Consider the following 23,060-nt stretch of genomic DNA (forward strand, 5'->3'; position numbering starts at 1 on the left):
GTCGGCGCATTTCGCTTGCCCTTGATGCCGGGCGGGCTTCTGCCGTTTTCACACATGCGGCGCGCATTCTTTGCACAACATGACGAAACTGCGTTGCGCGCGACGCGCTTTGCGTTCGACAATGCCTCTTCCGTGCGCGATTCCCCGCTTGCGCCCGCATCCCACAGTTCGAACACGCGCCCTCGATGAACTCCCGCTTCGCCAGTCTCACGCGCATTCATTCTTTCATGCCGCTTGCCGGCGCGACGCTGATGCTGGGCATCGCGATGTCGTTCACCGCACCGTATCTGTCGTTGTTCGGCGTCGAGCAGACGGGCATGACGCCGCTGCAGCTCGGTCTGTTCATGACGCTGATCGCCGCGAGCGGCGTCGTCGCAAGCGCGTGGGCGGGCAAATGGTCCGACCGGCACGGGCATCATCGCGCGTTGTTGCTGGCCGCGTTGATCGCGGCCTCGCTCGGCTTTCTGCTGCTTTGTTTCGTGCGCAACTATCTGACGCTGCTCGTGATCGGCGTGGCGTTTCTCGGCGCGGGCGGCTCGGCGATGTCGCTGGTGTTCTCGTTCGGTCGCGCGGCGCTGCCCGTGCACGACGAAGCAGAGCGCTCGTTCGCGCTGGCGACGCTGCGCACGGTGCTGTCGATGGCGTGGGTGTTCGGGCCGTCCGTCGGTGCGCTGGTGCTGGCGGGCGCGGGCTTTTACGGGCTCTTCCTGTTCGCGGCAGCGTGCTTCGCGGCGTGCGGCGCGATCGTGTGGCGCATGCGCGAATCGCCCGCTGGCGATCCGCACAGCACGCCGGTGCACTATGCGGGCGACCCGGCTTCGTCGCTCGAAGTGACGACCGTCACCGAGCCCGCCGAGCCGCCGCCGCCCTCGCCGCCCCATGCACCCGGCACGCAGCGGCAGATCTGGCGTTCCGTCGTCGCGCTGACGCTGATCGGCCTCGCCGCGAACGCGACGATGATCGTGCTGCCGCTTTACGTCGTGCATGGCCTCAAGGGCACGCGGCTCGATGTGTCGATCATGCTCGGGCTCGGCGCATTCCTCGAAATTCCGATGATGCTCGCGCTCGGCGCGCGCGGCTCGACGCTCAACAAGCTGAAATGGCTCGCGGCGTGCGCGGCCGTGCATGTGGTGTATTTCATCGCAGTCGCGGCGGCGGGCACGGTCAACGTGCTGATCCCCATGCAGGCCTTCAATGCATTCGTCGTCGCTGTCACGTCGTGTCTCGGCATGACGTATATGCAGGACCTGATGCCGCGTTCGCCCGGCGCCGCGACGGCGCTGTTCTTCAACGCTTCGCGGGTCGGGTCGATACTGTCGGGTGTATTGTCGGGTGTGCTGGTTGCGGGTCTTGGCTATCGTGGGACGTTTCTTGTCTGCGGATGCCTCGCGCTCGGCGCGCTGATTCTGTTTGCCGATCCGCCGTGGAAGCGCATGGCGCTGCGGGCGCGGGATGCGTGGGAAGACTGGCGGCATCCTGCTCAGTGAGTCCCGTCGCGGTGCGATAGCTCGCCATCCTGGCCGGCACGCACAATCCCGCGCGGCCAAGGCGTCTTGTTCTTCCCGCAAGCCGTTATTATCGACATCCAATCCAAAGGAGAGCGACTGATGAACCGACCGGATTTCATCAAGCACTGGACTGAACTCGAAGAACCGGATGCGCATTCCTATCGCGGCGATACCGAGCCAATGGCGCTGGACGCGCCGCTTTCCGCCGCGCTCGGCATTACGCGTATCGGCATTCATCACATCAGGCTTCTACCTGGCCGGAGGACATCGTATCCACACGCCGAAAGTACCGAACAGGAGTTCGTGTACGTGCTCGAAGGCAAGCCCGACGTATGGATCGACGGCACGCTTCATCCCATTGCTGAAGGCGATTCCGTCGCGTTTCCGGCAGGCACCGGCATCTGCCATACCTTCATCAACAATACGAAGGAGGACGTCAGGCTGATGGTGATAGGCGAACGTCCGCGCGACGATAACCGTATTCGTTATCCGCTCAACGAAGCATATGAGCTTACCCGCCCGGATCGCTGGGTGGACTGGCCAACCCGCCCGCTCGGCGACCACGACGGGAAGCCGGACCCGGTTTGACGCCAAGGGCTGCCAGACGGGCGCCCTCCACACGCAAGCCGCCCCGGCTCCCGAAAACCCTCACCTCCAACTGCCCGCGCCCGCCACCGAGCACACCCGCGCGATGACAAGTAGAATCAGGTAGAGCCCACTGCGGTGAGGTCCGGCAGGACGCACAGGCTCAGCAGTCGACCCGTACCAGGGATACCAGCACGAAAGCCCGGCACGCAGCGTCCCAGCACGCGCGCCCTTTCCGCCGCAAGGAGATCTCATGAAGGTGCTCGCTGTTCACCCCAGTGGCCTGATGTACACCCGCGTGTATCTGCGCCTCGAGCCGCTCGGGCTCGAAACGGTCGCCGCCGTCATACGCGAAGCCGGCCACGATGTCCGCCTGATCGACCTGCAAGTCGAATCCCATCGCGCACTGCACAATCTCGTGCGCACGTGGCGGCCCGACGCAGTCTGTTTCTCCGCCAACTATCTCGCCAATATCCCCGAAATCATCGATCTGTCGAAGGCGATCAAGGCGCATTTGCCGGGCTGCTTCGTGTTTGTCGGTGGACATAGTGCATCGTTCACCGCGCGCGACATGTTGAAACACGCGGAAGGTGCGATCGATTGCGTGCTCAAGGGCGAAGGCGAAGCGAAGGTCGTCGATCTGCTCACTGCCGTTGCGCGCAAGGGCGAGCTGTTGCGCATTCCGGGCGTCGTCACGCACGACGGCGAAGGCCCGCCGCCCGGCTTCACCGAAAGCCTCGACCAGATTCGTCCCGCGCGCGATCTGTTGCGGCACCGGCGCAAGTACTTCATCGGCGTGCTCGATCCGTGCGCGTCGATCGAGTTTGCGCGCGGCTGTCCGTGGGACTGCACGTTCTGCAGCGCGTGGACGTTCTATGGACGCAGCTATCGTTCGCGCAGCCCCGAAGTGATTGCCGATGAACTGGCATCGATTCGCGAGCCGGGCGTGTTCATCGTCGACGACGTCGCCTTCGTGCATGCCGATCACGGCATGGCGATCGGACGTGAAGTGGAGCGGCGCGGCATCCGCAAGAAGTATTACCTCGAGACGCGCGGCGACGTGCTGTTGCGCAACAAGGAAGTGTTCGAATATTGGCGCACGCTCGGCCTGCAATACATGTTCATCGGACTCGAAGCCGTCGACGCCGAAGGACTGAAGGCGTTTCGCAAACGCATCGACGTCGACAAGAACTTCGAGGCGCTCGCGTTCGCGCGCTCGCTCGGCATCACGGTCGCGATTAATCTGATCGCCGATCCCGACTGGGATCACGAGCGCTTCGAAACAATCCGGCAATGGTGTCTGGAGATTCCCGAGATCGTGAACATCAGCGTGACCACGCCGTATCCGGGCACGGAAATCTGGTTGCGCGAACAACGGCGGCTGACGAGCCTCGACTATCGGCTCTACGACATCCAGCATGCCGTGCTGCCGACGAAGCTGCCGTTAGCCGAGTTCTACGCGGAACTGGTACGCACGCAACAGGTGCTCAACCGCAAGCATCTCGGCTGGGGCGCGTTGTATCGCGCGGCGGGCGAAGCGGCTTCGCTGCTGATGCGCGGACAGACCAACTTCGTGCGCATGCTGTGGCGCTTCAACTCGGTGTTCGATCCCAATCTGCAGTTGAGCGATCACGCGCGCGAAGTGCGCTACGAGATGACGCCGCCGCCCGCGCAACCGCCCGAGGAGAGCAACGTCAAGGTGCTGTACGTGCACGGCCCGGCGGGACGCAAAGGCCGCAAGATCGACGACGCGACCGAAAAATTCGTCGATCAGACCCGCATGGGTACGGGCTGATCGCAATCGGGCGCGCCTGGCCCGCCCGCTCAGAACGGCTCTTTAAAAGGACGCAGATCGATTTCGTGCGTCCATGCTGACGGATGTTGGAGATGTAGCTGCCAGTACGCTTCGGCAATGGCGTCGACATTCAGCAGTCCGTTTTCGCCGCGCTCGGCGGCGGCCTGCGGACGCGAGACATGCAGGCGCTCGCCGTCGATGCCGCCGTCGATCACCACATGCGCGACATGCAGCCCGAGTGGCCCGAACTCGCGCGCCATGCTTTGCGCGACCATCCTCAGCCCGGCTTTTGCCGCGGCAAAATGCGCGAAACCAGGCTTGCCGCGCAGGCTCGCCGATGCGCCCGTGAAGATCACCGTGCCACGGCCGAGCGGCGCGAGCCGCCGCGCCGCTTCGCGTCCCACCAGAAAGCCGCCCACCGGCCCGGAGCGCAAGAAGTCCTGCATCTGCGCTTCTGTCAGGTCGCGAAACGGAACGCGCCGGTTGTTGCCGACGTTATAGACGACGAGCGAAGGCACATCGATATTGTCGGGCGGCGACATCGCGTGATCGTAGAGACGCATGATGTCAGCTTCCGATGTGCCGTCCATCGCGAACGATTCGGCCGATCCGCCTTGGCCCGCGATGCCGTGCGTCACGGCGTCGAGTTTGACCTGCGTGCGGCCCGCGACATACACGTGATACCCGTTTGCAGCGATCTTCCTGCACAGCGCCGCACCCAGTCCGAGTTCCGCGCCGACGCCGATCACCAGTGCGCTGTTTCGCTTCATCGTGTGCCTCCGTTGTCCTCTCGCGCATGCGGCGCGGGAATGGTCGCGTGATTATAGGCAGCGGATGTGCACGGCTGCCCGTGAACTGCATGCTCGTGTGTCCGCGAATGTGACAAAAATCATTGAGCGCCGCCTGATTCTTCGTCAATCTGCTATTCGCTCGATGCCGTTACGCGTCCATTCACGGGGAATGAAAGGGTCCGCTCGCAAAGACCCTCGTACGCGGCACGATCGCGACGCGAACAGGCATGCGTCTCGCGGCCTTGGACCACGGGCACTGACAATCCGGCCGTTTCGACTGTACCGACGCAGAACGCGAGTGGACTGCGCCCCGTCGTGCACCGTATTGCCCTCGCACTTAGACATTGCATGAAGACCATTACGCGTCTCTACCGCCACCAGATTGCCGGCATACTGTTCGCCGGCGTCGCCGTGCTGATTGCGCTCGCAAGTTCCGGCCTGGCGGGGCTCGCCAGGCTCGACGCGTACACGCGCACGCTGTATCAGGGAAACATGCTTCCCATCGCGCAATTGAACGAGCTCCGCACAGCCGCGCTCGATGCGCGCCGCGAATTCTGGAAGGCGAGCCAGTTTCTCGATCCTGTGAGAACAGCCGCGTCGATCAGAGTGATTGAAGCAGACGAGGTGCTCACCGAGAAGGCATGGAATGCGTATTACCCGCAAGGCATCAGCAACCCGCGCGAAGCATTGATCGCCGACAGGATCGCGAACGGGTTACCGACGTTCCGTGCGGTGCTCCGAAAAGCAGTCATGTTGCTCGAACGGGGCGATCGAGCGGCGGCGGCAAAGTGGTTCGACGACAACCTCGAGTTCCTCAACGGCTTCGATTCGCTGATGGGCCAGTGCATCGACGTCAACTCGTGGCAGGCGGCGGAGCTTGCCGGCAAGAGCGAATCCGTCTTTCGCACGATGTTCTGGGCGACGTTCGCATGTATCGTGATTTGCGTGGCGGGCGCGGTCAGCGTGTCGATCTGGCTCCTGCGCCAACGCGATGACGCGTTGAGCGAATCGCGCTATCACTCGTGGCTGGCCAATCGCGTGTTCGAGCTGACGCGCGACGGCGTGATGATCACTGACTCGCGCGGCAATATCGAGCGGGTCAATCCCGCCTTCACGCGGGTCACCGGCTACGCGCAACAGGAAGTGCTGGGGCGCAATCCAAGACTGCTGAGCTCCGGCCGTCAACCGCCCGAGTTCTATCGCGCGTTCTGGCGAAGCCTGAAGGAAACGGGCCACTGGCATGGCGAAGTCTGGAACCGCAAGAAGAGCGGCGATATCTATCTGGAGTCGCTGTCCGTTGCAGGCGTGCAAGGACGCGATGGCAGCTACACGCACTACGTGGCGATTCTCAGCGACATTACGCAACGCCATCAGCACGAGCAGCGTCTGCGCAACCTCGCCACGCACGACGTGCTGACAGGACTGCCCAACCGCGTGCTGCTCGACGAGCGTCTGAAGCACGCCATCTCCCGCACCAAACGCCATGGCACGCACATCGCCGTCATGTTCATCGATCTCGATGGCTTCAAGCAGGTCAACGACACGCGTGGGCATGCCGTCGGCGACGATGTGTTGAAAGCCGTCGCGGAGCGGCTCGTGCACAGCGTCCGCGAGAGCGATACGGTCGCGCGTCTTGGCGGCGACGAGTTCGTGGTCATTCTGGAAGAGGTCGGGTGCATGCGGCAGATCGAACCCGTCGCGCGGGCGGTGCTCACTGCAGTCGGCCAACCTATCGCGCTTCGCAGCGACGCCGTGAGCGTCACGCCAAGCATCGGCATCAGTCTGTACCCCAACGACGCTGCCAACGCGGAACAACTGCTTTTGCGGGCGGACCGCGCGATGTATGTCGCGAAGAACATGGGCAAGAACAACCTCTGCTTTTTCTCGACCCTCGACGCCGCCAGCCATCCACAGCCGGCGATGACTGCCACGGTCTAGTGCCGCTTAGTGCCGACGGTGCCGTGACCTCACGGCTCAGGATTGTCGAGATCCGACTGCACGACGGTTTCGCCGTGACGTTGCGCGGCTTCGCGCGCCTGGTCGCCGTCGGCGAACGGTCCGATGTCGGGTGCGCCCGTGAATGGAAACAGCAACCGGCCATCCGTCTTGCGCACGACCTTCAACTGCCCCATATACGAACCTTCCGTCGTGCGGCGATAGGTGGCGTAGATCTGATAATCGTCCGTCGACTCGGGTCTCGAGGCCACCGCATTACGCGCTTTCGGGAAAATCATCCGTGGCCTTGTCATCTTGCAACTCCCGTACTGTGGATGCCGGACTCGGCGCTGTTGCCGGCATACCGGTTGAAATGACGCACTCCTTTGCGCTGTGAATGCACAGGAATGCGGACGATTCATGCGGATCGCGACGCCAGATGGCACGCGCGCGGATATCCATGCAGTTGCGCGTGGCCGCCGGTGCGGCAAAAATTGCCGCTCTCGCGATGTCTGTGCTCAACGTCCTTGCATTCCCTTTCAGCAAGCGACGTACCGCTTTTGGGCCAACGCTTCACGAGCGCGCCGTGGGCGCGTCTTCCAGCGTGTGCAACAGGTGCGCCGCTCGCCGGGAACGGCGCATGCTTTGATACACGAGCCGCGGCGATGCGCTGCGGCGCGCTCGCGGCGCAACGTCATGCGTCTTTGCAATTGGAAAAGGGAGAGCGACATGCCACTGAAGCGAGGCACATCGAAGGAAACCATCGGGCACAACGTCAAGGCCGAAAAGAAGGCGGGCAAATCGCAAAAGCAATCTGTCGCTATCGCGCTGAATCAGGCGCGCAAGTCAGGCGCAAAGATTCCGAAGAAGCACAGCTAGACATCCGAGGCGACACTGCGCGGTGGGATCGATCCGACCGCGCAGCGCCTGTCCGTCGTTCCTCCGCACCCGCTAATGGGCGCGTTCCTCGTCGTATTCCGGACGCACGCCGCGTGGCAGCCACGGTTCCTTGTGCTTGCACCAGAGTTCATAGGCGGGCTCGAACAGTCCCGTCTCGTCGAAAGCGCCAAGCGGTAAGGCGATTTCAGCGCGATCGGCGTACACCATGAACGCCACCGATCCGCACAGCGGACAGAAATGACGGCGCCCCTGTTCCGAGCTTCGCCATTCGCGCGTATTGCCCGTGAACGTGACAGCGCTGCCGTCGAATATCGCATACGAGCCGAATGCCGATCCGTGCACCTGCCGACATGTCATGCAATGACACATGCCGACGCGCATCGGCGGCCCGCTCGCGCGAAAACGCACTGCACCACATGCGCAACCGCCTTCAAACGTTTTTTGGTTCATCGCTCACCTCCTTGAAGACCGATCTTCATTGATACGCAGGGAACATACCAACAACGAGGGACGCGAAAATCCCGGACGCAACGCCTATAATTCGTCGATATCGACCTCGCGGCTTGCCAACGCCATAGCACGCTGCGGAGACTCATTCCCCATCGAGCATCATGAGCGACGGTATCGAAAGTGCCCGCCGGGCGGGCGTACTGCGCACGGACGATCTGAAGGACCGGCCGGCGCGCGCACCCGATCACGCCGCCGAAGTCCGCACGCTCGTCACCGTCGCAGGCGCGCAAACGGGACGCCGCGACACCTTGCTGCAAGCCATCGCCGGTGCGGCGCTCGGCGCGTGCCGCGCAGGCAGCGCGGGCATCAGCCTGCTCGAAACGACGAGCGAAGGCGCAGCCGTCTTCCGCTGGCGTGCGGTCGCGGGCGCGTGTGCCGCGTTTGAAGGCAAAACGACGGCGTGGGCCGAATGTCCGTGCGGGATGACGCTCGAACTCGGCGCGCCGCAGCTGTTCGTCGAGCCGCACACCTACTTCAAGAGCCTGCGCGATGCGGGCGCGGTCATCACGGAAGGCATCATCACGCCCATTCCGATTCGTTGCCCCAAATCGAAACCGCTCGGCGCGATCTGGGTCGCGTCGCACGGTGCACATCGTTTTGATCGCGAAGATGTGCGCCTGCTCGGCAACCTTGCCGTGCTCGCCGGCGCGGCGCTCACGCTGCTCGATGCGCAACAGGCCGCCGAAGCGGAAACCGAGGCGGCACAACAGGCGCGGCGCGCGCTCGAAGACGCCGCGCACCGGCGCGACGAATTCATCGCGATGCTTGGCCATGAATTGCGCAATCCGATGGCGCCCATCGACAGTTCCATTACCGCGCTCAAACTGCTGTGCGCAGGCGAGGAGCAGGCCACCGATGTCCTCGCCATCGCGCAGCGGCAGATGCGCCAGCTGCGCACGCTCGTCGACGATCTGCTCGATGCCGCGCGCCTGCGGCACGGCAAGCTTGCGATCAAGTACAGCCGCACGTCGCTGAACGAAATCGTGTACGACGCGATCACGGCGCTCAAGCATCACATCGATGCACGCAAGCATCGCCTCGTGATCGAAGGGCTGGACCAGACCGTTCACGTACGTGCCGATCACGTTCGCCTCAGCCAGGTGGTCGGCAACCTGTTGTCGAACGCGGCCAAATACACGCCTGCGGGCGGCACGCTGCAACTGCGCGTGCAGACCGACACGGAAAGCGCAGCCGATGATGCCGGCGCAGGCGGCATGGTGTCGATCGTCATCGAGGACAACGGCGTCGGCATGAGTCCCGAAGCGCTCGAGCATGTGTTCGAGCTGTTCGCGCAGTCGCCCTCGAGCGCGCGCCGCTCGGAAGGCGGACTCGGCATCGGGCTCGCGGTCGCGAAGCGTCTCATCGAACTGCATGACGGCACCATTACGCTCGACAGCTTGGGCGTCGGGCGCGGCACGCGCGTCGTGCTGCGCCTGCCGATACTCGACCGTGAGCCGCTCGCCGCGCATGACGCCACAGCGGCGGCAGCGAGCGCCGCGCCGAGCCGCATCCTGCTCGTCGACGACAACGCCGACGCGCTCGACGCGCTGCATCTGGTATTAGAGCTGGAAGGTCATGACGTGATCGTCGCGCGCAGCGGCCGCGATGCGCTGAAGGTCGCGGCACAGACCTTGCCCGAAGTGGGCATCATCGATATCGGGATGCCGGAGATGGACGGCTTCGAAGTGGCGCGCGCCATCCGCTCGAACAAGGCGCTGGCGCATATGTTCCTGATCGCGCTGACGGGCTACTCCTCCGAGTCCGACAAGTCGCGTGCGCTCGCGGCAGGCTTCGACTATCACCTGACCAAGCCTGTTTCGATGGAGCGGCTCGCCGACGTGCTGTCGCATCGCGACGGCCGGAACATCAGCGGTCTTGTCTGAAGCTAGTCCCGCTTGCACGAAAGGTGAGCTGGGATGCGCACGACGACGTCACTTTGCGCGGGTCCCGCAAAACCTCACCATTGATCGATCCGCACTCATCGCCAGCTCTTTGACGATGCCCGCAAAGCCTTATCCATCAAGGGTTTGCATTTTGCAGCGCGGCGCGTTCCCAGGGCTTTTCGCTCGCTCCCGCAAATTCTCACCTTTGCGCCACGCGTCACGCTTGCCGCTGTCTTCTGTTCGCAGACCCAGGTAACGAACTGCGCTCCGCGCTGGCATGTCCATGGCCATGCATTTCTGTTTGGTCGTCGTGCTAAATCGTTGATTTACCAGGGTTCTGGGTTCGCCGATCATGTCTTCCGTCAACTGCGTTCATCTTCTGCCGGAGCCCGACATGTCCATGCAAGCCCTCGTTCTCAGCCAGTACAAAGGTCCCCTCGTGCCCACGACGATGCCCATTCCCGAACCGGCGCGCGGCGAGGTGCTCGTGCGGATCAGCGCGAGCGGCCTCAATCCGCTCGACACGAAGATTCGCGCGGGCAGCGCCGCGCATGCGCGTCATCCGTTGCCGCTGGTGCTCGGCATCGATCTCGCGGGCGTGGTCGTCGCGCTCGGCGCGGACGTGACGCGCTTGAAGATCGGTGACGAGGTCTATGGGATGACGGGCGGTGTCGGCGGCATTCAGGGTTCGCTCGCGCAATATGCGGCCGTCGACGCGCAACTGCTCGCCCGCAAGCCGTCCAATCTGTCGATGCGCGAAGCCGCCGCGTTGCCGCTCGCGTTTATCACGTCGTACGCGGGCATCGTCGACCGCGCCCACTTGCAGGCCGGTCAAACCGTGCTCGTGCAAGGCGGTGCGGGCGGTGTCGGGCACGTCTCGGTGCAATTGGCGCGCGCGCTCGGCGCGCAGGTCTTCGCGACGGCGAGCGCGCGCGATCACGATGTCGTCGCGCGGTTCGGCGCGGCACCGATCGACTATGCGGCGCGCACGGTCGAACAGTATGTTGGCGAACTGACCGCCGGCGAAGGCTTCGATCTCGTCGTCGATACCGTCGGCGGCGCAACACTCGATGCATCGTTCGCGGCCGTCAGGCATTTCGGGCACGTCGTGAGCGCGCTCGGCTGGGGCACGCATGCGCTCGCGCCGCTGTCGTTCCGCGAGGCCACGTATTCCGGTGTGTTCACGCTGCATCCGTTGCTCACCGGTCAGCATCGCGCGCATCACGGCGAGATGCTGGCCGAGGCGACGCGTCTTGTCGAACAGGGCAAGCTCGCGCCGCATCTCGATCCGCGCCGCTTCGATCTCGGATCGGCGGAACGTGCCTACGACGCGATCACGGAGCGCACCGCGCGCGGCAAGATCGTGGTTGAAATCGAATGAGGTTGGCGGGTCGGCTCACACGTTCGCGAGCCGCTCGATCACGACATCGAGCAAGGCGCGCAGACGTGCGAGACGTTTCAGGTCGCGATGGTAGCCAAGCCAAACATCGCGGCCGGGCGGCGCTTCGCCCAGATCGATGCGCCGCAGGCCCGGCGTGTTGTCGCCGAGCGGACAGGGCAGCACCGCAAAACCGCCGCCTTCGGCGCACATGCGCGCCTGCACGCCGCGGTTGTTGCTGGCGTACGCGATATGCGCGTTCGGCAGCATCTGCCGGATCCACGCGACGTCGGGCAACTCGCCGAACGCGGTATCCATGGTGATGAGCGACTGGCCTGCGCCATCACCGCGCGCGGGCGCGACCAGATCGATGCGCCCATAGAGCGCGTAATCCATATGCATCAGCTTGCGCTGGATGACGTCGGGTTCGTCGAACGGCGTGATGCGGAACACCAGATCGGCTTCGCGGCGCGCGAGGTTGTAGCGGCGCGAATCGGTGATCAGTTCGATCGACATCTGCGGATGGCGCGCAAGGAATCCGGCGAACACCGGCGTCAGCACATGGATGCCGTACCAGTCCGACGACGACACGCGCAGCGCGCCCGTTAGTTGCTGCTCGTTGCCCGCAAGCGAACGCATGAACGCGTGCGCTTCTTCTTCCATGCGCTCGGCGTAGGTCAGCACGGCGTGGCCTTCGTCGGTGAGCACGAAGCCTTCAGCCGTGCGCTGAAACAGCGTGTGGCCGACGGCTTCCTCGAGCGCCCGCAGACGCCGGCCCATGGTCGGCTGGGTCTGTCCGAGCTGGCGCGCGGCCGCGCCCAGCGTGCCGCAGCGCGCGACGGCAAGGAAGATTCGCACGTCGCTCCAGTCCAGTTTCGAATCGTTCATAGACGTCGTCAGCCGCATGCGAGGAGTCGCGTTGCCTGCGATTATGAACGGCGTCGGCGGGCTTGCGGTGATCGTCGTGCTCGCGGGATTTGCACAGTTGCTCGCGAAGGTGAGAGGTTTCGGGAGCACATCGGACGGGTATCCGGCATCCCGCAAAACCTCACCTTTGATCGGCGCATGCTGGTTGCGAGACTGTCGGCTTGAATGCCGCGGGTGCTTTTCCAGCCTTTATCGCGGGATTTTGGGGCGTCAGGTGATGCAATTGTCGTGTCGTCCGTTCACCGAACGTGTGCTCCCGAAAAGCCTCACCCATCGCGACGAGTGAACCGATCCTAGAACTTCACCTTCACCTGAAACCCGATCGTGAAAGGCAGGTTGTCGGAAGGGATAGGCGGGACCACGATGAAATTTGCCCCAACGCGCTTGTACTCGACCATCACGATAGGCGCGGCAACCGGCCCGACCGTGTGATTGTGGCCAAGGCCCCAGTTGCCGTAGTTGTAGCCGGAGATGATGCCGCCCATCACGGCCAAGCGAATGAAGCCCCAGTGCACGAATTCGGGTGCCCACACACCGCCGCCGTACCACGATGGACGACGCAACGAATTGCGGAAGCCGCCCGCCGTCAGCGCCCATTGCCCGTTGAGCCAGCACTCGACGCCAAGACCAGGATTGAACTGCTCGAAGTCGGTGCCCGGGTCCGGGTCGATGTGATATGAGCCGAGCATCGCATCGACCCACACGCCGCCGCTGCACCAGTCGGCCGCCTGCGCGCCCGACGCGCCCATCAAACCGACGCCTGCTAACGCTGCCGCCACGCATGCTCGACGAATCTTGTTCTTGATCTTTCCAAACGGCATGTGCTCTCCGCAACCGGTCGCGCGCCGGCGTCTGAATGTCGCGATTAGTGTCGAACTCCTCTCCAGTCGCGCACTCTACCCCACAAATCTTGCAGCGAGATGGAGTGTGCGCTCGGAACGACATTACACGCGCAGACGCCGACGATAGCGAATCAACGGTTACGGTTCGGTGAACGCGACGATGCGCGCGTTCACCGTCGATATGACGGCGGATTACAGTCCCAGATCGGACAGCCCCGGATGATCGTCCGGACGACGACCCAGCGGCCAGCGATACAGCCGCTCTTCCTCGCGGATCGGCTTGTCGTTGATGCTCGCGTGGCGATACGCCATCAGTCCGTTCTCGTCGAACTCCCAGTTCTCGTTGCCGTACGAACGGAACCAGTTACCCGAATCGTCGTGCCATTCGTAAGCGAAGCGCACGGCGATGCGGTTGTCGGTGAAGGCCCACAGTTCCTTGATCAAGCGGTAGTCGAGTTCGCGCGCCCACTTGCGCTGCAAGAACGCGACGATTTCCGGACGCCCCGTAGGGAAATCGGCACGATTGCGCCATTTGCTATCCGGTGTGTAAGCAAGCGATACGCGCTCGGGCTCGCGCGTATTCCATGCATCTTCAGCGGCGCGCACTTTCTGGATGGCCGTCTCGCGCGTGAACGGCGGGACGGGAGGACGTCTTTCGATTTCGGCCATGATGATTCCTCGTTGAACTGCGTCAGGTGGACGCTCGCCCATTGGACGAGCGGGTGCTTGCACTGTTGGAATCGAGCAGATGCCCGGCTGCGGCGCGCGCGTCGAGCGCGGCATCGGCGTCGCCGCTCACGAGCGCGACGCCGATCGCTCCGTCGATCAGGATCAGCCACTGCCGCGACAGCCGCGCTGCGCGCCGGCTATCGCCGCCCGTCGATGCGATGTACTCGTCGCATTGCGTGCGCACGAAGTCGAGCAGGCGCTCCTTGTGTTCGCGCGCGACCACGCGAATGGGATCGTCAGGCGAAGCGATCTCGCCGGCGGCGTTGAGAAACGCGCAGCCATGAAAATCTTCCGATAGGAACCATTCGCGCAATACGTCGAACATTGCCAGCATGCGCGCGCGCGGATGCCTGCCACGGCGCAGCGTTCCTTCGATGAACCAGTTCATCCAGCGTTCGTCGCGCCGCTCGAGCGCGGCCGCCACCAACGCATCTTTCGATTCGAAATGCGTATAGAAACTTTTGCGCGCCGTGCCCGATAACCGGACGATCGCATCGACGCCCGTTGCGTGAATGCCGCCCGCGTAAATCAGCGCTTCGGCGGCGTCGAGCAGACGCTCACGCGCGCTGCCAGTCGTGTCGTCGAGAGTAGCCATGCGCGAAGGGTAGAACGATCATTCTCCTTCGTCAAGTATTCGCCCGCTTCGCATTTGCAGTCGCTTCGGCGCTTCAGGCATTATCGTGTTGGAGAATCGTTCAAAAGGATGAGTGTCATGAGCATCGTTTTTCGCCGTGCCGTGTCTGCGATCGCGATTGCGGCGGCGCTGGGCGCATGTACGCCGTTGCAGGTCGTCACGCACACGGTCACGCAAACGGAAGCGCGCGTGCCTGTGGGCGAGTACAAGCTCGATCCGCATCACACGAGCGTCACGTTCAACGTCGATCACTTCAAGTACACGCGCTTCACGATGCGCTTCGACCGCGTGGCGGGCGAGCTCGACTGGAAGGAAGGTGGGCTCGACAAGAGCCAGGTCGCGGTGACGATCGACGCGGCGAGCATCGACACGAACGTTCCGCTGCTGGACAAGATGGTGAAGGGGACGGATATGCTCGACGCGGAGCGCAATCCGCAGATCCGCTTCGTCAGCACACGTTTCGAGCGCACGGGCGACGCACGCGGCAAGCTGACGGGCGACCTGACGATACGCGGCGTGACGCAGCCCGTTACGCTCGATGTGACGTTCAATGGCTACGGCGTCGACCCGCTGACGAAAGCCGATACGCTCGGCTTTTCAGCGGAAGGCCAGTTCAGCCGTTCGAAGTTTGGTCTGACGACGTGGTATCCCGCAGTGGGCGACGATATTCACGTCATCATTCAGACAGAGGCTGCGCGGCCGCGCGCGAGTTGATTCTGTCGGTACGCGGCGCTGTCTCAGACGGTCCAGTCGAGGATGACCTTGCCGCTTTCGCCCGACAGCATCGTCGCGAACGCCTGTTCGTAATCGTCGACGGCGAAGCGGTGGGTGAGAATCGGCGAAAGATCCAGCCCGCTTTGCAGCATCGCGACCATCTTGTACCAGGTCTCGAACATCTCGCGGCCATAAATGCCCTTGATTTCGAGGCCCTTGAAGATGACCTGGGTCCAGTCGATCGCCGTTTGCGCAGGCGGAATGCCGAGCAACGCGATCTTGCCGCCGTGGTTCATCGCTTCGAGCATCGACGTGAATGCGCTCGGCACGCCCGACATTTCGAGGCCAACGTCGAAGCCTTCCGTCATGTGCAGATCGCTCATCACGTCGCGCAGCGATTCGCGCGACACATTCACGGCGCGTGTCGCTCCCATCTTGCGCGCGAGTTCCAGCCGGTAATCGTTGACGTCGGTGATCACAACGTTGCGGGCGCCCACGTGCTTTGCGATCGCGACGGCCATGATGCCGATCGGTCCCGCGCCCGTGATCAGCACGTCTTCGCCAACCAGATTGAACGACAGCGCCGTGTGCGTCGCGTTGCCGAACGGATCGAAGATCGCGGCGAGATCGTCGGAGATTTCGGGCGGAATCTTGAATGCGTTGAAGGCGGGAATCACGAGGTATTCTGCAAACGCGCCTTCGCGATTCACGCCGACGCCAACGGTATTGCGGCACAAATGCCGACGTCCCGCGCGACAGTTGCGACAGAATCCGCAGGTGATATGCCCTTCGCCCGACACGCGGTCGCCGATCGAAAAGCCGCGCACTTCCTGGCCCATTTCGACGATTTCGCCGACATATTCATGACCGACGTGCATCGGCACGGGAATGGTTTTCTGCGCCCAGTCGTCCCACTTCCAGATATGGATGTCGGTGCCGCAAATAGCCGTGCGCGTGATGCGGATCATCACGTCGTTGTGGCCCACTTCGGGTTTCTTCACACGGGTCAACGTGAGGCCCGGTGCGCGTTCGAGTTTTGCCAGTGCTTTCATTGCTGGTGATGCCCCGTATCAGATCACGCCAAGCGAACGGCCGACGCGCGCGAATGCGTCGACGGCCCGATCGATTTGTTCCGCCGTGTGCGCGGCGCTCATCTGCGTGCGAATGCGCGCGCGGCCTTTGGGCACGACAGGATATGAAAAGCCGATCACGTACACGCCTTCCTTGAGCAATGCGTCGGCCATGTTCGATGCAAGTTGCGCGTCGCCGAGCATCACGGGAATGATGGGATGTTCGCCCGGCACGAGCGTGAAACCGTGCGCGCTCATCGCCTGACGGAAACGCGCGCCGTTTGCGCGCACGCGTTCGCGCAACTGCTTGCCTTCGTCGCTGGCGAGCAGTTCGAGCACCTTGAGCGATGCGGCGGCGATGCTCGGCGTCAGCGTGTTCGAAAACAGATAGGGACGCGAGCGCTGCCGCAATAGATCAACGATCTCCTGGCGCGCCGCGACATAGCCGCCGGATGCGCCGCCGAGCGCCTTGCCCAGCGTACCCGTGATGATGTCGACGCGTTCGAGCACACCGCAATGCTCGGGCGTGCCGCGTCCGTGTTCGCCGATAAAGCCGACGGCGTGCGAGTCGTCGACCATCACGAGCGCACCATAGCGGTCCGCGAGATCGCAGATGCCCGCGAGATCGGCAATGATGCCGTCCATCGAAAACACGCCGTCCGTCGCGATCAGCTTGAAGCGCGCACCTGCTGCATCCGCTTCGCGCAGCTTCGCTTCGAGATCGGCGAGGTCGTTGTTCCTGTAGCGGTAACGCTTCGCTTTCGACAGCCGAACGCCGTCGATGATGCTCGCGTGATTCAGTTCGTCGCTGATGATGGCGTCGTTATCGTCGAGCAGCGTTTCGAACAGGCCGCCGTTTGCATCGAAGCAGCTCGAGTAGAGAATGCAGTCATCCGTCTTGAGGAACGCTGACAGCGCACGTTCGAGATCCTTGTGTACGGTCTGCGTCCCGCAGATGAAACGCACCGACGCCATGCCGAAGCCGTCCTGGTCGAGCCCGTCTTTCGCGGCGGCGATCAGGCGCGCGTCGTTGGCGAGGCCAAGATAGTTGTTCGCGCAGAAGTTCAACACCTCGGCGCCGCTTTCGAGGCGGATATCAGACGATTGCTGACTGGCGATCACGCGCTCGGTCTTGTGGAAACCATCGGCGCGAATCTGGTCGAGCGTGCTGCGCAGATGCGCGAGGAAGGGGTCACGCATGGAACGGCTCCTTGAATGGCCGGCTTTGCAGCGCACCATGCGGCGCGGCGGCCTGTTATAGTCGGCTTCAGTTTTATCGGAAATTTTCGTTTTTTCGAACTAAAGTTCGATATGTCGAACAACTCTAAACGATAGGTCAGGAAATGGCAAGTTCGGGAGCGCGCAGGAGTTCGTCGTCTACGGCGGCAACGGTTGCACAGTCGGTGGCGGCGCCGCCGCGCGTTGGGGAGCAGATTCAACGGTTGCGCAGTGAACGCAAAATGACACTCGACGATCTGTCGCGCGCGGCCGGGGTGTCGAAATCGATGCTGTCGGAAATCGAACGCGACAAGGCGAATCCGACGATCGCCGTCGCGTGGCGGCTGACGAATGCTTTGGGCGTCAGTCTCGATTCGCTGTTTGCGCCGCAGAAAGCGCCGGAGCCGATTGCCGTGTCCGGCCCGCATGAGATTCCGACGCTGAGCGGCCACGACGCGCGATACCAGTTGCGCGTGTGGGGGCCGATCGATCTGGCGGGAAAATTCGAATGGTACGAACTGACGCTCCAACCCGGCGGTGCGTTGGTGTCGAGCGCCCACGAGCCTGGGACACGCGAGCATCTGACCGTGCTGCACGGCTTGATCGATATCGAAGCGGCGGGCACCACGAAGCGCCTGAAAGTCGCCGACACCGCACGCTACGTCGCCGATGAACCACATGCCATCCGTAACGCTGGGAAAGGCGAGGCCAAAGCCCTGCTGGTCGTCATTCACGGTTAGCCGGACTCGTAAGTCTTCGGCGTACACCTGGCTTGCAGCCAATACTGTATGTTTGTACAGTATACGCAGTCCGATGGAGCCGAAGAATGAACGAACTGAACAAGGAACAGGATCTGGCTGCGCTGCGCTTCAAGTCCGCGGCGCGCGACCTCGAACATATCGTCCGGCATATTGCGTCGCGATACATCGTGCAGGAGGTGCCGCTCACGTGGCGGCTTCTGCATGCGATCGAAGCGGAAGCGCTCGCCGATCTGGGTTTTGCCAGCCGGCACGATCCCATGTTGCTTGGGTTGTTTCAAAGGCCTGACGACTTTCAGTTCCCCGAGACCGATGATCCCGTCGATTTCGGCAGGTCGAATGCGTTGCCGGCTGTGTTTGCGTTCGCTGTCGCGGCTTACGACGCCGCGGAGAAGTCAAAGGCGTCAACAACCCGAAGTCGGGTTGCGAGCAACGATCGCGGCGCCGGGCGAGCATGGGGCGGATGACGTTGATTGAGGGTCGCCGTGATCGGAGGGCGGCGGGAGTTTATGCGCGCAAAGTCTGCCCGCTTTGCCCAACAGGACGCCTTCCGACACAAAAATATCCCGCCCGTTGGCCGACTACAATCGTTCCATGCAACTAACGGAAAAACTGACTATGGTCTCCACCGATCCCGTTGGCCCCACTGGTCTATCCGCCCCTAGTGCGGATCTATTCGATACCCAACGCCAAGACTGGCTGATCGATCCCCGCGCCGCGTTCGATGCGTGGCTCGCCGGGCAAAATTTTCGCCATTCGTCAGCGGAGGTGTATCGCGCGCAGTGGGGCCTTTTTCTCGAATGGCTGCAGGCGCGTCACAAGAATCTCGTGACGGTCGACATGGGTGCGATAGCGGAATTCGTCGGCGGATTGTCGATCCGAAAGCCGCAACGCGCTCGATATCTCCGGTTGATCGAGCGCGTACTCGACCATGTGCGCGAGATCGAACTTGCATCGACCAACCCCGCACGATTCATTGCTCAGGATGGCGAAGCAGAATGGCGTAACGCGCGCGACAACGAACCGACAGGATTTCTCACCATTGCCGAGCGATCCGCTTTGATCGCTTATCTTTCTTCGCCCGTGAGTGAACTGACGTCGGCCCAACGCTGGCGCGAGCGCCGCGATCGCGCTTTGATAGCTGTGTTTCTTGGCGGCGGTATCAAAACAGGCGAAGCGCGCACGATCTCGATTCATTGCGTGACAGCGGGCTCGCCGTGGGTGGTGATCGACGCGGCCAATCCATTGTTCACGCGGAGAACACGGCTCGCACCCTTTGCTGTGTCCGTTCTCGATGCCTGGCTCGACGAGCGCAAGCAAGCGGAACTGCCCGGCGAGCTGGTTTTCCCCGCCTCGCCCTCGGGCCGTCCAATGCATAAGGCGACGATGCTTCGTGCCGTCGACGCGCTTGTCGAAGCGGCCGGAATCAGTCGATCGCGCGAAGCACGCGCAAGTCCGCACACGTTGCGTAACTCGTTCGCTGCCGATCTGTTCGAAAGCGGGGTAGAGCCGGAGGTGGTCGGACAATGGCTCGGATTCGCGCAAGCTGTTTCCGCGAATCGATTGCATCGCGCGTGGAAGATGTGGAACGACCAGGAAAAGTTCTACGCCGAAACGCACGTTGCGGAAACACCAACGTCTGCCGAAGACGCCGGGCCCACGCGGGACCGCAGATAAGCGGCTCCCGTAAACCTTCACCTTGGGTTCCCCGAAAACGCTCACCTCGAACGCTTTCAGAGAAACTAGTGCGTTTGGCGATCAGCTCAACGCCGAAGTTTGCGACGTATCCATGAAGCGTGTCACGGCAGCCAAGCGCGAGCCGCCCGTTCCCGACGAGTGCTCGCATTCGGGACAAAGGAGCTCATACCGGTGATCGACCTGTGAAAGCTCCGGTTCACCTTCGGCGCATTTCGGACAGCGAGCCGGTACGGCAACGTGTCCATCGGCGGCCGTTCCGATCGAATCCAATTCCTGCGTGCTCAGCCTGCCCGCACTTGCCAGTTGACAGAGCAATTCCGCAACGGCTGGGTCGATGCTTTGCTGGGCGCGCAACGCAGTCATCTGGCGCGTCAGCAGATCGAGTTCGTCAGATTGTTCGCGCAGTTGCGCCTCCAGCCGGTCGCCCCTCGCCTTGGCAGCCGCCAGTTGCTGGATGAATTCGAATTCCTTCCGGCTCGCATCGCGCACCCCCGTCTGATACGTCGCAGCCATCGCACGCAAGGAGTCCAGTTCCACGAGCATCGGCTTGACGCGACGCTCGGCCTCGGCCACGGCATCCTTGATCTGTTGCGCGTAATGCTCGGCGTTTTGCCGCATTTCGGCGTGCAACCCATCGATACGGTCGCGCAGCCCCGCGTTCGTCGACTGTTCGGCATCAAGACGCTTGCGCAACGATTCATTCTCAGCTTCCAGCCGGCGCACGGACGTCTTCAATCCTTCTTGATGTGCCGATCCGCTGGTGTTCACTGAGGCAAGTTGCGTCTCAAGAACACGCACGCGTTCCCAGGCGGCGTCGGCGCGTGCCTCGCTGCGCTGTATAGCTTCCTCAGAAACTTCTTTTCGAATCTTGCCTTCGTGAGAATCGCGCTCGGCCGCGGCGCGCAACGCATGCAGTTCCTGGCGTTCGTGATCGAGCGATGCCTTGGCGTGTGACAACGCATCTTCGAAGAGCGCGCCCAATAGTTCGCCCGCCTTTTCTTCCAACGCCTTGGGAATGACGCCGGCGCCGACGCGTACGCGGGAGGCAGAGCGAATCCGCTCCCAGAAACTGTCGATGTCTTTCGGGATGTCGCTGGCGCTGCCCGTTTGCGTCAAGTCACGCACGGCAGCCATTGAAGGACGAATGCCGAGGTCGAAGAAGAGGCGTTTGCAGGCGTGAAGGGACAGTTCCTGGCGACGGGCCCCATTGGCACGCAGTGTATCGAGTTCTTGTCGGATAGCTTGGCGTTCTTCGTCCAGATTCATGATTGTCTCTACGCTACGTGAATTCGACGAATCATAACAATTTACGTAGTGTTCGTTACGTTTTCTCGTTTGGGTGCGTCTTTCTTGCCACACTCGATCAGATGGAGACAAATTCGGCGCATCGGTGTCGACGGCGACGGTTGATCCGTGAAACAAATCGAAGAATACCTGCTAAGCCGTTGTTAATAAATATGTTTAGGTGCTAGCAAGATGTTTTGGCACTGTTTCACGGAGGCACAGTCCGTTCTGGATCTGGGTCTTGTTGTATTTGCGGAAGCTCACGGGGCGTCTCGTTGAGAGTAATAAAAGTAAACACCTTTGAACCCTAGTTAAAGACGTTAACGCCAGTCAGAAGCCTTACTGGATAAGGCGCAGCGCCCGATCAGGTGAAGGTTTACGGGACGGATGGTGAGCTTTGGCAGGATAGTTGAGTGATGAGGTTCAGGGACACGGGTGAGCCGGCCCGGGAAAGATCGTGAGTGGCTTCGGGAGCGCCCCGATAGTGGCCGCTGATGTTAGGTGAAGGTTTTCGGGAGTCATCTGTTGATTGCGGCCCGTACACGCTGGTTGCTTCGATTTTGCACCTGCGCAAGCGTGGTGAGGGGATTCAGGAGGACGGCTCGGGCGCGATATGAGGCGATTTTACGAGTCCGGCGAGCCCTCGGTGAGCCATCACGGGAGAAAACGAAGGGCGAAGGTGAGATTTTTCGGGGCGGGGGAGTCATTTTGAGCCGATCTTGGGCATGCGATGCACAAAGGTGAGGTTTTACGGGAGTGGAAGTGTTCTTCCTTTCGATGTTTGCAGCCACCCGGATTTCAAGGGTGAGCGGATTCGGGACACCCAAAATGTACGCATATCTTGGGCCAGAATCGCGGCGGAAAGCCGAAAGGTGAGATGTTACGGGACGTGTTAGGCGTCGATTGCAGCGAAAAGGTGAGGAAATGCGGGACCAATTCTGCAAAAATTCCCGCCGAACGTAGTGCCGGTGCGGTCCGACGCGATCCGTCGATCACCCTGCGGTTTTGCTCAGGTGAGGCTTTTCGGGAGTGCGGTTTGTCCAGTTTTTAGGCACGGGTTTACGTCATGACTCGCTACAGGTGAGACTTTTCAGGAGGTTGTCGCCTTGCCTGCCGATCGATCGGGCAAATCGATGTGTGCTAAGTGCCTAAATTGATTGGCTTTTCGTCGATTTTTGTCAAAAGGTGAGGATATTCGGGGGCTGAGGGACTGTTGCGGACCGATTCATTCATGACGAGCGATCGCTGCCCAGGTGAGAACATACGGGAGCATTTTCCCGTCAACGATTGATCAGTAGGACGCGAAATACCGCCGGATCTCGGCTTGAGCGATGCCAAAGGTGAGAGTATTCGGGGGCCCGGTACTCGGTGCGTTGTCTGATGACCGATCGCCAAGGGTGCTAGCGGTGCCCGGATTTAACATTCCGCCTTCAGGGTGCCATTCATGGACGGGTGACGTTGCTCCAGATGATGGACGGGAGCACGCCGGACGGACGGCGAGTTGAACCGCGCGATGTACAAGTGGATCCTCGATTCCGACAGTACCCAGCGCGCAGCGAGCGAGGCACGTCTTAACAGCGCGCGCTTGTCCGGGCTGTCTCCCGGTGGCGCTGGCAACCCAAACCGGCGTCGCAGATTTGCGACGCTCGCAACGGTGAGAATCTTCAGGAAGGAATTTGCCGGCTTCTGGTGCGGCTAGTTTGACGGCGTTTACGCCTGGTCCGCGACCATCAACGTCGCCAGCAGAGGCTTCTGACGTTGAACGGTGAGGGTTTGCGGGACCCGCTCCTGGTGAGTCGGGCGGGGTAAACTGATTTCACCCAACGTAGGTGAGAGAGGCGCTATAGACGTGCATCACCACAGCCGGTATGCTTTCGCAAAATCTCTTCCCGACTCGACGC

23 protein-coding genes are annotated in these 23,060 nt (G+C 62.2%); 12 read left to right on the plus strand and 11 right to left on the minus strand.

Annotated features, from left to right (window positions below):
* The first annotated feature begins 185 nt into the window (after positions 1-185).
* From C2L66_RS29390 to hpnR, 3 genes are all read left to right on the plus strand, one after another.
* Positions 186-1,487, plus strand: a complete 1,302-nt coding sequence (locus tag C2L66_RS29390; RefSeq protein WP_060604600.1) for a sugar efflux transporter — start codon at positions 186-188, stop codon at positions 1,485-1,487.
* Between the two features lie 120 nt (positions 1,488-1,607).
* The gene (locus C2L66_RS29395) at positions 1,608-2,096 is read left to right on the plus strand and encodes a cupin domain-containing protein (protein ID WP_054933235.1); all 489 of its coding nucleotides are present in this window, start codon (positions 1,608-1,610) and stop codon (positions 2,094-2,096) included.
* A gap of 250 nt (positions 2,097-2,346) precedes the next feature.
* Positions 2,347-3,888, plus strand: a complete 1,542-nt coding sequence (gene hpnR, locus C2L66_RS29400) for a hopanoid C-3 methylase HpnR (RefSeq protein ID WP_060604597.1) — start codon at positions 2,347-2,349, stop codon at positions 3,886-3,888.
* Positions 3,889-3,917: 29 nt separating this feature from the next.
* Here hpnR and C2L66_RS29405 read toward each other — a convergent pair whose 3' ends face one another.
* Entirely contained in the window at positions 3,918-4,658 is a 741-nt protein-coding gene (locus C2L66_RS29405; protein ID WP_060604594.1) for an SDR family NAD(P)-dependent oxidoreductase, read from the minus strand.
* Between the two features lie 369 nt (positions 4,659-5,027).
* Between C2L66_RS29405 and C2L66_RS29410 the strand changes: the two genes are divergently transcribed.
* Complete coding sequence (locus C2L66_RS29410) at positions 5,028-6,617, plus strand: diguanylate cyclase domain-containing protein (protein WP_060604591.1); 1,590 nt, start codon at positions 5,028-5,030, stop codon at positions 6,615-6,617.
* Positions 6,618-6,646: 29 nt separating this feature from the next.
* Here C2L66_RS29410 and C2L66_RS29415 read toward each other — a convergent pair whose 3' ends face one another.
* On the minus strand, positions 6,647-6,928 hold the full coding sequence (locus C2L66_RS29415) for a DUF6723 family protein (RefSeq protein WP_035998814.1): 282 nt from the start codon (positions 6,926-6,928) through the stop codon (positions 6,647-6,649).
* Positions 6,891-7,136 carry a hypothetical protein gene (locus C2L66_RS40860; protein WP_148654602.1) on the minus strand — a complete coding sequence of 82 codons (246 nt, stop codon included), beginning with the start codon at positions 7,134-7,136 and terminating at the stop codon, positions 6,891-6,893. The genes C2L66_RS29415 and C2L66_RS40860 overlap by 38 nt, the downstream gene beginning before the upstream one ends.
* Before the next feature lie 207 nt (positions 7,137-7,343).
* Between C2L66_RS40860 and C2L66_RS41365 the strand changes: the two genes are divergently transcribed.
* Positions 7,344-7,493: a DUF6496 domain-containing protein gene (locus tag C2L66_RS41365; RefSeq protein ID WP_007582875.1), complete on the plus strand. Its 150-nt coding sequence runs from the start codon at positions 7,344-7,346 to the stop codon at positions 7,491-7,493.
* Between the two features lie 72 nt (positions 7,494-7,565).
* Here the strand turns inward: C2L66_RS41365 and C2L66_RS29420 are convergent, their stop codons facing one another.
* Positions 7,566-7,964 (minus strand): GFA family protein, encoded by a 399-nt coding sequence (locus C2L66_RS29420; protein ID WP_060604588.1) that lies wholly within the window; start codon positions 7,962-7,964, stop codon positions 7,566-7,568.
* Between the two features lie 161 nt (positions 7,965-8,125).
* Between C2L66_RS29420 and C2L66_RS29425 the strand changes: the two genes are divergently transcribed.
* Both C2L66_RS29425 and C2L66_RS29430 read left to right on the plus strand, forming a co-directional pair.
* The gene (locus tag C2L66_RS29425; protein WP_060604585.1) at positions 8,126-9,907 is read left to right on the plus strand and encodes a hybrid sensor histidine kinase/response regulator; all 1,782 of its coding nucleotides are present in this window, start codon (positions 8,126-8,128) and stop codon (positions 9,905-9,907) included.
* A 394-nt stretch (positions 9,908-10,301) separates the two neighbouring features.
* A complete protein-coding gene (locus C2L66_RS29430; protein WP_060607010.1) occupies positions 10,302-11,288 on the plus strand; it encodes a zinc-dependent alcohol dehydrogenase family protein in 987 nt (328 codons plus the stop codon).
* A gap of 15 nt (positions 11,289-11,303) precedes the next feature.
* Here the strand turns inward: C2L66_RS29430 and C2L66_RS29435 are convergent, their stop codons facing one another.
* Positions 11,304-12,173, minus strand: a complete 870-nt coding sequence (locus C2L66_RS29435) for a LysR family transcriptional regulator (protein WP_054933261.1) — start codon at positions 12,171-12,173, stop codon at positions 11,304-11,306.
* Positions 12,174-12,204: 31 nt separating this feature from the next.
* Here C2L66_RS29435 and C2L66_RS40865 point away from each other — a divergent pair, with 31 nt between their 5' ends.
* On the plus strand, positions 12,205-12,498 hold the full coding sequence (locus tag C2L66_RS40865; protein WP_148654601.1) for a hypothetical protein: 294 nt from the start codon (positions 12,205-12,207) through the stop codon (positions 12,496-12,498).
* Between the two features lie 7 nt (positions 12,499-12,505).
* Here the strand turns inward: C2L66_RS40865 and C2L66_RS29440 are convergent, their stop codons facing one another.
* The 3 genes from C2L66_RS29440 to C2L66_RS29450 form a co-directional block, all read right to left on the minus strand.
* The gene (locus C2L66_RS29440; protein ID WP_035998800.1) at positions 12,506-13,033 is read right to left on the minus strand and encodes a hypothetical protein; all 528 of its coding nucleotides are present in this window, start codon (positions 13,031-13,033) and stop codon (positions 12,506-12,508) included.
* A 213-nt stretch (positions 13,034-13,246) separates the two neighbouring features.
* A complete protein-coding gene (locus C2L66_RS29445; RefSeq protein WP_060604579.1) occupies positions 13,247-13,723 on the minus strand; it encodes a nuclear transport factor 2 family protein in 477 nt (158 codons plus the stop codon).
* A gap of 22 nt (positions 13,724-13,745) precedes the next feature.
* Entirely contained in the window at positions 13,746-14,378 is a 633-nt protein-coding gene (locus C2L66_RS29450) for a TetR/AcrR family transcriptional regulator (protein WP_060604574.1), read from the minus strand.
* A 117-nt stretch (positions 14,379-14,495) separates the two neighbouring features.
* Between C2L66_RS29450 and C2L66_RS29455 the strand changes: the two genes are divergently transcribed.
* Positions 14,496-15,131, plus strand: a complete 636-nt coding sequence (locus tag C2L66_RS29455) for a YceI family protein (RefSeq protein WP_054933225.1) — start codon at positions 14,496-14,498, stop codon at positions 15,129-15,131.
* A 23-nt stretch (positions 15,132-15,154) separates the two neighbouring features.
* On the opposite strand, the gene tdh is transcribed toward C2L66_RS29455, so the two are convergent.
* Positions 15,155-16,183, minus strand: a complete 1,029-nt coding sequence (gene tdh / locus C2L66_RS29460; RefSeq protein ID WP_035998789.1) for an L-threonine 3-dehydrogenase — start codon at positions 16,181-16,183, stop codon at positions 15,155-15,157.
* 18 nt (positions 16,184-16,201) lie between these two features.
* Positions 16,202-17,401: a glycine C-acetyltransferase gene (locus C2L66_RS29465; RefSeq protein WP_060604572.1), complete on the minus strand. Its 1,200-nt coding sequence runs from the start codon at positions 17,399-17,401 to the stop codon at positions 16,202-16,204.
* Positions 17,402-17,544: 143 nt separating this feature from the next.
* Here C2L66_RS29465 and C2L66_RS29470 point away from each other — a divergent pair, with 143 nt between their 5' ends.
* The 3 genes from C2L66_RS29470 to C2L66_RS29480 all read left to right on the plus strand — a co-directional run bounded on the left by C2L66_RS29470 (position 17,545) and on the right by C2L66_RS29480 (position 19,854).
* Positions 17,545-18,159 (plus strand): helix-turn-helix domain-containing protein, encoded by a 615-nt coding sequence (locus C2L66_RS29470; RefSeq protein ID WP_060604569.1) that lies wholly within the window; start codon positions 17,545-17,547, stop codon positions 18,157-18,159.
* Between the two features lie 86 nt (positions 18,160-18,245).
* On the plus strand, positions 18,246-18,644 hold the full coding sequence (locus C2L66_RS29475) for a DUF2471 family protein (protein ID WP_054933222.1): 399 nt from the start codon (positions 18,246-18,248) through the stop codon (positions 18,642-18,644).
* A gap of 151 nt (positions 18,645-18,795) precedes the next feature.
* Positions 18,796-19,854: a tyrosine-type recombinase/integrase gene (locus C2L66_RS29480; RefSeq protein WP_060604565.1), complete on the plus strand. Its 1,059-nt coding sequence runs from the start codon at positions 18,796-18,798 to the stop codon at positions 19,852-19,854.
* Positions 19,855-19,935: 81 nt separating this feature from the next.
* Here C2L66_RS29480 and C2L66_RS29485 read toward each other — a convergent pair whose 3' ends face one another.
* Positions 19,936-21,141, minus strand: a complete 1,206-nt coding sequence (locus C2L66_RS29485) for a DNA-binding protein (protein ID WP_054933220.1) — start codon at positions 21,139-21,141, stop codon at positions 19,936-19,938.
* Positions 21,142-23,060: the final 1,919 nt, after the last annotated feature.

This window comes from Paraburkholderia caribensis (assembly GCF_002902945.1).
GTDB classification, from domain to species: Bacteria; Pseudomonadota; Gammaproteobacteria; order Burkholderiales; family Burkholderiaceae; genus Paraburkholderia; species Paraburkholderia caribensis.